Raw genomic sequence first — 9,864 nt, forward strand, 5'->3', positions numbered from 1 at the left:
GGTTATAGATCAAGCGAAAAAATGACTCAAGAGAACCGTCCCCTTGAGCCTAATAACCTAAATTTTTCATCACTAAACTGCAATTTTTTTGTATATCACTACATACTTTTACTAAAACCAAACTGACATTCCTGCTTACAATATCGAATTCAGGTTATAGATCAAGCGAAAAAATGACTCAAGAGAAATCGTCCCTTGAGTCTACTAAACTACATTTTTTTGTATATCATTACCATACTTTTACCAAAACCCCACTGACATTCTTGCTTGCAATAACGAATTCATGCTTATAGATAGCGAAAAAAATGACTCAAGAGAACCGTCCCCTTGAGTCTACTGGCACTTCATTTGTTAAATTTGTTCAATTGAATCAACTTGGAACATGCATGATCCAGCCTCATTAAGATTCCGCCGGAGCTTTGCAGTGTCTATATTTGCTGTTGCGACTTGAACGTCAACAACAACCTGACCAACGTGCTTCGGGACCGATTTTGCTGCTTCAATATTCAGGCCGGCAAATTCACTGACGTGACGGTGAATTTGAGCGATTATTTCTTCTGCCGTACGGTCAGTATTACCGAATACAATCCTTAAGCGTCCTGCCTTGTTTTTTTCTAACTCCTTAGCTTGACTCATCACATTGCCTCCTAAAATATCGCATTATATTTTTATTATACCAGATCCTGCTAAAAATAGATATTCTGACTCAAGGGGACGGTTCTCTTGAGTCTATCGATGAGTATATAACAGTACCGATAATAATACTTCCACCTAAGATTTCTCTCATCGACGGTATTTCCTGCAGTAACAAAACCGCAAAGAGGACACCATACACTGGCTCTAGGGTTGATATAATTCCGGCTGTCTGTGACTCAGGGGGACGGTTCTCTTGAGTCTATCGATGAGTATACAACAGTACCGATAATGATAATTCCACCTAAGACTTCTCTTATTGACGGTATTTCCTGCAATAACAAAACCGCAAAGAGGACACCATACACTGGTTCCAGGCTGGATATAATTCCGGCTGTCTGTGTTTTTAGATATTCTGGCTCAGGGGGACGGTTCTCTTGAGTCTATCGATGAGTATACAACAGTACCGATAATGATAATTCCACCTAAGACTTCTCTTATCGACGGTATTTCCTGCAGTAACAAAACCGCAAAAATGACACCATACACTGGCTCTAGGGTTGATATAATTCCGGCTGTCTGTGTTTTAATATTTTTCAAGCCACTAATAAATAATGAATGAGAAACCCCTGTAAAAAGGATCCCTAATAAAATAAGCAGCACTATGTCATTAATTTGCACCAGTGGCTGCTGGAGCAAGAAGAATGGGATGAGTAGGATTGTAGCAGTCACTTGTTCATAGAATGCAATAACTAAACCTGAGTACTCGCTGACGAACTTGCGGTTAAGCATTGATAAGATGGCATAAGTAAAACCAGAGGTTATTCCCCATAAAACGCCTTGCGTTAAATTATTGTCCAATTGAAATTCCGGGATCACTAGCAGTACACCCACGAATGTAATTAATGCAACAATAATATCGGCAACCCGGATATTCTCTTTAAAAAAGTATGGTTCCAGAAATGTTACAAAGACAGGGAATGTAGAAAACGTAAGTAGCCCGATGGCAACAGTCGAGACCTGTATTGATAGAAAAAAAGTAATCCAGTGGATTGCTAAAATAACGCCCATGATCGCCAAATAGAAATAATGCCGCTGCTGTTGCAATTTTATATTTCTCTTCAGATAAACCAGCAGCAGCAATAAGAAAATACTCGCAAAAAAAACTCTGCCCAGGACTATTATGATTGCCGGCAGCGCTATCAGCTTGCCAAATAACCCAGACAAGCCAAATAATAAAACCGCCACATGAATCTGTAATAAACTGATATTTTTTGCTTTCATATACGACTATTCAACAGCCTCTTTTCTTTCATTCCAGTCTGACCGGAGTATAGCATATTGTTTAACATCCCAATACTTACCTTTAGCGAACATTTTCTCCCGGGCAATCCCTTCGAAACTCATGCCAGCCTTTTGCATCACTCTGCCTGATTTCTCATTTGGCACAGCGTGAATGCACTCAACACGGTTAAGGGTCATGTCTTGAAAGGCAAATTGCAATACCCGCCTAACTGCCTCCGGCATAAGGCCGTCGCCCCAATAACGGCGCCCTAACACATAACCGATTGCCGCGTGATTGTTTTTCTTATCTACCTGGGGAAAGCCTATAGCACCGATAAGTTTGCCGGTTTCTTGCAAAATAATCCCCCATTCACCGGCCTCATCGCTCAGATACCGGTTTAACGTGAGATTTATAAATGCGTGGGTATCTGCTATAGCCTTGTGGGTATCCCAGGTCATATATTTTGTTACTTCATCAACGGAAGCATATTCAAAAATAGCTTCTGCATCATCGGGTCCAAGCTTTCTTAAAAGTAACCGTCTTGTCACCAGCAGCGGTGTATTCCAGAAAAAAAGCTCGCTCACTTTTCACGTCTCCTTTCTTTCACCGGGTGAGTTCTCTTAAAAATTTGCTTAGCATATAGAAAACCCCACAGAATCACAGTCATGTGACTCCGCAGGGTTGCTACCCACGTGTAAGGCTTGCAAAGCCTCTATGCAGCTCCAGCATCGCTACTGTTATGCACACTCACCTTTGGGAATATTTTTGCATAATATTCCCAGAATGTCAAGAACAGGCTCAAGGGGACTCAAGGGGACGGTTCTCTTGAGTCACTCCACCTATTCTATTAAATCATTAAAAAGTCGGCGGTGTCATTGTCCATATGGAAATTGCGGTTACATCGCCGATATTGATAAAGCGGTGTGGCACAGTGCTATCCAGATAAATACTATCCCCTTCATGCAGGATATACTCTTTGCTGCCCCAGCGAATTTTCATGCTTCCTTGCAGCATATAGCCGCATTCCTCACCTTCATGGCAAATCAGCTCATCAAAATTCTCCATGCCTGGCTCGATTTTTATCAGTAAAAATTCCATCTTCCGGTTTAAATGGGGACTCAGCAATTCATAAGTAACATTTGAATTAGGCAGGATGATTTTCTTTCTCTCATCTTTGCGGACAACCGGATTATCCAGCTCGTACTCGTCAAAAAAGTAGTTGATATGCACATTTAATGCTTTGGCTACCTTCCAGAGGGACCCTACTGAAGGTACAATAATATCCCGTTCCATTTGGCTGATCAAACCGGAGCTCAGGTCGGCCTTCTGGGCAAGCTGCTCGATCGTATACTTTTGTTCCTTGCGCAGGCTCCGTATTTTTTCCCCTAGTTGCAAACTTTTCACCACCAGCTAATTTTATTTGGCGCATACCATTATGCCCGCATCTGCAGGCATAATGGTATGCGCCGCTTCACTTATGTGTTGCGTTCAAAATAAGGCAACCTAACATGTGGTGTGGTTTCGATACAGGGATTGCGAACTACCATATCCACATGACAATTACACTTATTCTTCCCCAAATTATAGCTGTCGCCAAGAGCAAAATGCACAGTACCGGCTGCTTTCTCATCGACGGAAATGTTGCGAATGACCTGCCGGTGGTCTGGGTTAAATCCAAGAGCAAATTCGCCGATGAAATAAATGTCCGGCCCCTGCGGCCTGATATATTCTGCAAATTGTGGTGAACAATCAACAAGTTTGCCTTGCCTGAACTCAAGGCGCTGTGGCTCCGGAGGCAGCCAGGAGCGGCTGACAGTACCATCAATGACGATAACCCCTGTAAAGGTATCTTCAACAGGGCAGGTATAAATCTCCCCGTCAGGCATTTGCGCCAGCCCGTCATTGCGGCACAAGCCATTGGCAATAATCCAGGAACGCCCTTTGACCGAAAAAGTGATGTCGGTACCTGCTTCAGATGTAATATGGAAATATTCTACTTTAATAAGTTCCTGCTTTATTATCGCCAGTTGCTGCGCCAGAATAGTATAATCGGTGCTACCCCAGAATTCATCCTGTAAATAATCATCACGCCAGTCAAACAAGGATACGATCCGGCACCCGTCGCTTTGCAGCCGGGTGCGCAGACGGCGGCACAGATCATATCCAGGGGCCTCAGGCTCGTACAGTTCAATGGCGTGACTGACACCGTCCAGACCGGATTCTTCGCTAAAACCGCCCAGGCTATTGATTACCACAGTGGGATAAGGCAGCAACCCGGCAATGGTTTGGGCCAATGCTTTTTTGCTTTGATAACAGACAGCCACCTGCCGGACCGGAACACCGCCTCCCTGCAGGGAAACAACAAGATTCTCCCGTAATTTATGCATTTTTCCCAACCTCCCAACAAGCAACCTGATGACCGGGGCCGCAATCCTGCAGCATAGGCATCGCCTGACTGCAGACACCGGACGCCTGCCGGCACCGGAAGCGGTACAAACAACCGGAACTTACCTGGCTTTTATTGTTTTCTTCACCGTATTCCGGACAGTTGGAGGCTAACAGCTTGCCGATGGCAGGTACGGCACTGATTAATTCCCGGGTGTACGGATGAACCGGATTGAGCATGATATCGTCAGCCGTGCCGGTCTCAAGGATCTTGCCCAGGTACATGACGGCCGCGCGATTAGCTACATATTTTACCACCGCCAGGTTATGGGATATAAAAATATAAGTCAATCCCAGCTTCTTTTGCAATTGCTGCAATAAATTCAGGACCTGGGCCTGTACTGATACGTCCAGTGCCGATGTCGGCTCATCCAGAATCAATAGTTCCGGTTCAGTTGTTAACGCCCGCGCAATCGACAGCCGCTGACGTTGCCCGCCACTGAATTCATGCGGATAACGGCGCAAATGATCACTTGTCAGGCCGACAAGCTCCAACAGTGATACCGCTTTGCCGCGCATGTCGTCCGGAGTCCATTTTCCCAAAACACGCATCGGCTCGGTAATAATTTGCTCCACATTCAGCCGCGGGTTTAGGGACGAGTAAGGATCCTGAAAGATAATCTGCAGACGTGGACGTAAAGGGCGCAGGCTGGCTTCCGGCAGATGGGATATTTCCACCCCGTCCAGCAAGATCCGCCCGCCTGTAGGCGCTTCTAAACGGACGATCAAATTGGCCAGCGTACTTTTCCCACAGCCGGATTCGCCGACAATGCCAAGGGTGTCCCCTTTATTAACAGCAAGGGTTACCCCGTCAACCGCCCGGAAGATTCTTTCCTTGCCCAGATAAGTCTTTTTTACAAAATATTTTTCAACAGCATCCAGTTCCAGCAACGGCTGCATCTCCAGTATCCTCCTCTGCTACCAGCCAGCAGCGAACAGTATGTCCGGCCCGCACGGTGATATTCTCCGGTTTCTTGCCTGTACAAATAGCCTGTTTACAGGAACAACGCGGCTGAAAGCGGCAGCCTGACAAAATACTGCGCACATCCGGAACCGTTCCGGGAATAGCCGCCAGTTGTCCGGCCGCTGTGAAAAAGTCCGGAATAGCGGCAAGCAGCGCCTGGGTATAGGGGTGCCGGGGTGATTGCAATAATTGCGCCGTCCTGCCACATTCCACCACCTCGCCGGCATACATAACCGCCACCCGGTCACAGATTTGCGAAACCACGCCCAGGTCATGGGAAATAAAAATTACGGCAGCGCCGGTTTGTTTGACAGCCTCCTGCATCAGCAGCAATATCTGCGCCTGAATGGTGACATCAAGCGCAGTGGTCGGCTCGTCGGCGATTAAGAGTGCCGGTGAACATGACAACGCCATGGCAATCATAACCCGCTGCCGCATCCCGCCGCTCAACTCGTGCGGATAGCTTCGCAGAATGTGTTCCGGCTCCCGAATGTGAACAGCCTCCAGCATGGCTGTCGCATGTGCTTCGGCCTGCCTTTTACTCATATCCTGGTGGGTCATAATCACATCAGTCAACTGCCGGCCAATAGAAAACACCGGATTCAGGCTGGTCATTGGCTCCTGAAAGATCATTGCCAGCTCTTTACCCCTGATTTTCCTCATTTCCGCCGGTGTTTTCCGCGTCAATTCCTCGCCGCGGAAATTAATGCTGCCACCGGTAATAGCCGCTCTCCCGCCTGGCAGAAGCTGCATAATAGCCGCCGCCGTAACCGATTTGCCTGAGCCCGATTCGCCAACCAGCCCCAGAATTTCGCCCGCAGTCACCGTTAACGATACCTCATGCAAAACCCGCGCTTGCTCACGGCCAATCGCGAGATCGACCACGAGGTCCCGGATAGACAGTACTGAATTCTCCATATACATTCTCCCTGCTTAGTTTTTAGCCCGCGGGTCCAATATGTCACGAATCCCGTCGCCCAGCAAATTAAATCCGACAACAGTAATAAAGATAGCCACTCCGGGAAAACCGGCATACCACCACTGGTCAATTGCATACGAACGGGCCGTGCTGATCATGGCACCCCATTCGGGAGTCGGCGGTTGGGCACCCAGTCCGATAAAGCTCAGCGATGCCGCAGTCAAGATGGCTTCCCCAATGCCGAGTGTCATCTGAATCAGCACCGGCGCAATACAATTGGGGATGATATGCCGGGGGATGATCCACAGCGGCGTGGCGCCAAAGGTACGCGCCGCCCGGACATATTGCCGTTCTTTTAATGACAATACCTGGCCTCGCACCAGCCGAATGTAAACCGGAATCTTCACAACTGCTACAGCCAGCATAGTATTAAACAGGCTGGGGCCGAGTGCGGCTGCCAGCGCCATGGCCAGAACCATGGAGGGAAAAGACAGGACAATATCGGTTAAAGCCATGACAGCCTGATCTGTTTTGCCGCCCTGATAGCCGGCAACACTGCCGATGATCGTTCCGGTCACCGCCGCAATGACAACTATAGACAGACCAACTTGTACTGATATCCGGCTGCCGTAAATTACCCGGCTCAGGATATCCCGCCCCATTTCGTCAGTGCCAAACCAGTGCTGCATCCCGGGTGGCTGTAATCTGGCCGGCACATCGATAGCAACAGGATCGTAGGGAGCAATCACCGGCGCACCAAAACCAATGACCAGCACCAGCATCACAATAATCGAACCAATAAAGGTCAAAGAGTTGCGACGTAAAATAGTAAATGTTTTGCAGGCACTCATCATATTAGTCGACCTCCCTGATTTGAGGGTCAAGCACCCGGTATAGCAAATCGACCAACAGATTGATCAGAACATACCCGACAGAAACAACCAGCGTAAACCCCATAATAGCGGGAAAATCAAGAAAAGCCACTGAATCCACGACATATTTCCCCATACCGGGCCAGGCAAAAATAGTTTCGGTAATAATAGCGCCCCCCAGCAATTCACCGAGAATTAACCCGGCTACCGTCACTGTCGGTAATAAGGCATTTTTCAATGCATACTGATAAATAATCTTCCATTCGGCAAGACCACAGGCTCTGGCTGTCCGAATATAGTCCTGCGCCAACGCATCGATCATGCTGGAGCGCACCTGCCGCGCGATAACCGCCAGTTGGATATAAGCCAGGCAACTGGCAGGCAGCACCAGGTGCTCGGCAGCGCTCACCACCACCTGCCAATTACCTGCTATTATGCCATCAATGATATACATCCCGGTTATATAGGCCGGTGGGCTGATAAAGGCATCCAGCCGCCCGGAAGCCGGAAACCATTGCAAATATTTATAAAAGATAATCATGACCACCAAGCCGGACCAAAATAAGGGAGTGGACACGCCGATGAGGGAAATAATCCGGCTGATGTGGTCAACCCACCGGTCGCGCCGGACAGCAGCCGCTACCCCCAGCAAGATCCCGAAAACCAGAGCAAGCAGCATGCTGACAAGGGTAAGCTCCAGCGTAGCCGGAAAATACCGCTTAAGCTCCTTGGCAATTGGTTGCTGTGTACGAATGGAGGTGCCCATATCCCCCTGCAGCAAATCTGTCATATAACGGAGATATTGAACCGGAATAGGTTGATCCAACCCCAGCTCCACCCGGACCTTTGCCAGCGTTTCCTGGCTCGCCCGCTGCCCTACCAGCATTCGTGCCGGATCGCCCGGAATGACATGGGATATGGCGAAGGTAATGATAGATACCCCCAGAAATACTACCAGCAAATGAGGTAACCGTTTAATTAAATACCGTAAAACAAACATGCTCTCCCCCCAAAGCGCAGATATGGATATGCCGCAACATATCCATATCCCCCAACACTGTCATACAGGCTATCAGTTCTTTTTCATGCTTTCAAAGTTATACATGGATTCCAGCATGGGGTTGTATACGTAGCCCTGCACGTTTTTGCGCATGGCAACCATGCTGTTGCTTTGGAATAATAAAATATATGGAGCCTCTTCCAGCACAATAGCCTGAGCTTGCTGGTAGAGCTTGGTGCGTGCCCCCTGGTCACTGATCTGCTCGGCCTCACGCAGCAGCGCGTCTACCGCATCGTTCTTGTAAAATGCCCGGTTACCGGCCAGACCGAACATCCTGGAATCATACCAATAGGTCATGAACGTCTGGGGATCGGCGTAATCCGGACTCCAGGCCCCAAGACACAGATCGTAATCAGCCCGGTCCACCTTGTCTCTTAAAGTAGCCCATGCTATTTTTTCCAGTTCAACCTTTACCCCGATTTTAGCCAGATTGTCCTGCAGCAGCAGGGCCTCACTTTCCCAGAAGCTCTTGTAATCAGAATAGAGCAGCTTCAAGGTCAGTCCCTGAGCAAAACCGGCCTCGGCCAGCAGCTGTTTACCTTTTTCAATGTTAAGACTATAGCCTTTGGCATTAGGATCATAGCCCCATAAGCCTTCCGGAATTGGTCCTTTCAATTGGATGCCTTTACCTTTGATCGCACCCTGAATGATGGCATTATGATCAATAGCGTAATTAAGGGCCTGCCGGACCTTGACATTATCAAGCGGCGCCTTCTTGTTATTCAGATACACATAACTGACCAACAGACTGGGACTTTCAGCAATCTGGAGATCCGGTTTGGCTTTCAACTGATCAAGTTGTTCAGTGGGAATACTCTCAGCAATGTCGATATCGCCATTTTCCAGTTGCAGGCGCTGCGCCGATGGATCTTTAATAAACTGGATAAGTACCGTCTTCAGAGCAGGCGCACCGCCCCAATAGTCATTCGCTGCCTGGAGCTTGATATTCTGGCCCGGATTCCACTCCTTCAGCTCATAGGCGCCACTGCCCATGGTGTGATCGGCAAGATAGCCGGAAGCTAAGTCGCCATTCTTTTCCTGGGCCATAACCTTGGGATTGATGATGCTGGCCGCGTTGGTTGCCAGCGTGTACAAAAATGGCGGGAAGGGCTTTTCCATTACGAATTTTACCGTATAGTCATCAACTGCTTCCACTGCTTTCAGTGTCGGGAAATAATCGGCAGGTCCTTTCTTAATTTTCATGACCCTGTCGAAACTGAACTTTACCGCCTGTGCCGTCAGCGGGCTGCCGTCATGAAATTTGATATTCTTACGAAGCTTAAATATCCACTCCTTGCCATCAGGGCTTACCGACCAGGATTCTGCTGCCATGGGTTCAACCTCAGTGCTGCTTTTACCATTATCGGCTTTATATTTGACAAGACGGTCATAACAGGGATAGGTAATCTTCCAGGAGGCATTGTCCATAGTTGCCGCCGGGTCTAATGTTGCCAGATCCAGGGACATACCGACAACCAAAACATCATTGGGTACCTTTTTAGTGGCTTGCTCTGCCGGTTTGCTGCTGCCACAGCCTCCCAGAACCATGACCAGCAACACCAGCACCATCAGATAACTTAACTTTTTCATGCTTTCCCCCCATTTCAAATAATGCTTTACTATATAAAATAAATCTTTTCATGGCCCACTGACAAAACAACCGGGTTCAATATGCCAGGCAAAGAT

Annotated in this window: 10 protein-coding genes and 2 pseudogenes; all 12 read right to left on the reverse strand. The window is 48.0% G+C overall.

Annotated features, from left to right (window positions below; translation table 11 throughout):
* Positions 1 to 351: 351 nt before the first annotated feature.
* The 12 genes and pseudogenes from VN379_RS03065 to VN379_RS03110 all read right to left on the reverse strand — a co-directional run bounded on the left by VN379_RS03065 (position 352) and on the right by VN379_RS03110 (position 9,768).
* Positions 352 to 636, reverse strand: coding sequence for a hypothetical protein (locus VN379_RS03065; protein ID WP_325530670.1), 285 nt, complete (start codon positions 634 to 636; stop codon positions 352 to 354).
* 70 nt (positions 637 to 706) lie between these two features.
* Positions 707 to 859, reverse strand: a pseudogene (locus VN379_RS25065) (EamA family transporter); the annotation flags it as partial.
* A gap of 13 nt (positions 860 to 872) precedes the next feature.
* Positions 873 to 1,034 (reverse strand): annotated as a pseudogene (locus VN379_RS25070) (EamA family transporter); the annotation flags it as partial.
* Between the two features lie 19 nt (positions 1,035 to 1,053).
* Complete coding sequence (locus VN379_RS03070; protein ID WP_325530672.1) at positions 1,054 to 1,917, reverse strand: DMT family transporter; 864 nt, start codon at positions 1,915 to 1,917, stop codon at positions 1,054 to 1,056.
* Positions 1,918 to 1,923: 6 nt separating this feature from the next.
* The gene (locus tag VN379_RS03075) at positions 1,924 to 2,502 is read right to left on the reverse strand and encodes a GNAT family protein (RefSeq protein ID WP_325530674.1); all 579 of its coding nucleotides are present in this window, start codon (positions 2,500 to 2,502) and stop codon (positions 1,924 to 1,926) included.
* Between the two features lie 271 nt (positions 2,503 to 2,773).
* The gene (locus VN379_RS03080; RefSeq protein WP_325530676.1) at positions 2,774 to 3,313 is read right to left on the reverse strand and encodes an XRE family transcriptional regulator; all 540 of its coding nucleotides are present in this window, start codon (positions 3,311 to 3,313) and stop codon (positions 2,774 to 2,776) included.
* An 80-nt stretch (positions 3,314 to 3,393) separates the two neighbouring features.
* Positions 3,394 to 4,305, reverse strand: a complete 912-nt coding sequence (locus VN379_RS03085) for an aminopeptidase (protein ID WP_325530678.1) — start codon at positions 4,303 to 4,305, stop codon at positions 3,394 to 3,396.
* On the reverse strand, positions 4,298 to 5,263 hold the full coding sequence (locus VN379_RS03090) for an oligopeptide/dipeptide ABC transporter ATP-binding protein (protein WP_325530680.1): 966 nt from the start codon (positions 5,261 to 5,263) through the stop codon (positions 4,298 to 4,300). Before VN379_RS03090 ends, VN379_RS03085 begins: the two co-directional genes overlap by 8 nt.
* Complete coding sequence (locus VN379_RS03095; RefSeq protein WP_325530682.1) at positions 5,232 to 6,245, reverse strand: ABC transporter ATP-binding protein; 1,014 nt, start codon at positions 6,243 to 6,245, stop codon at positions 5,232 to 5,234. The genes VN379_RS03090 and VN379_RS03095 overlap by 32 nt, the downstream gene beginning before the upstream one ends.
* Positions 6,246 to 6,260: 15 nt before the next feature.
* Positions 6,261 to 7,100 (reverse strand): ABC transporter permease, encoded by an 840-nt coding sequence (locus VN379_RS03100; protein ID WP_325530684.1) that lies wholly within the window; start codon positions 7,098 to 7,100, stop codon positions 6,261 to 6,263.
* A gap of 1 nt (position 7,101) precedes the next feature.
* Positions 7,102 to 8,118: an ABC transporter permease gene (locus tag VN379_RS03105; RefSeq protein WP_325530686.1), complete on the reverse strand. Its 1,017-nt coding sequence runs from the start codon at positions 8,116 to 8,118 to the stop codon at positions 7,102 to 7,104.
* Between the two features lie 72 nt (positions 8,119 to 8,190).
* Positions 8,191 to 9,768 carry an ABC transporter substrate-binding protein gene (locus VN379_RS03110; RefSeq protein ID WP_325530688.1) on the reverse strand — a complete coding sequence of 526 codons (1,578 nt, stop codon included), beginning with the start codon at positions 9,766 to 9,768 and terminating at the stop codon, positions 8,191 to 8,193.
* Between the last annotated feature and the right edge of the window lie 96 nt (positions 9,769 to 9,864).

The organism is Sporomusa sp. (assembly GCF_035561255.1).
Classification (GTDB): domain Bacteria; phylum Bacillota; class Negativicutes; order Sporomusales; family Sporomusaceae; genus Sporomusa.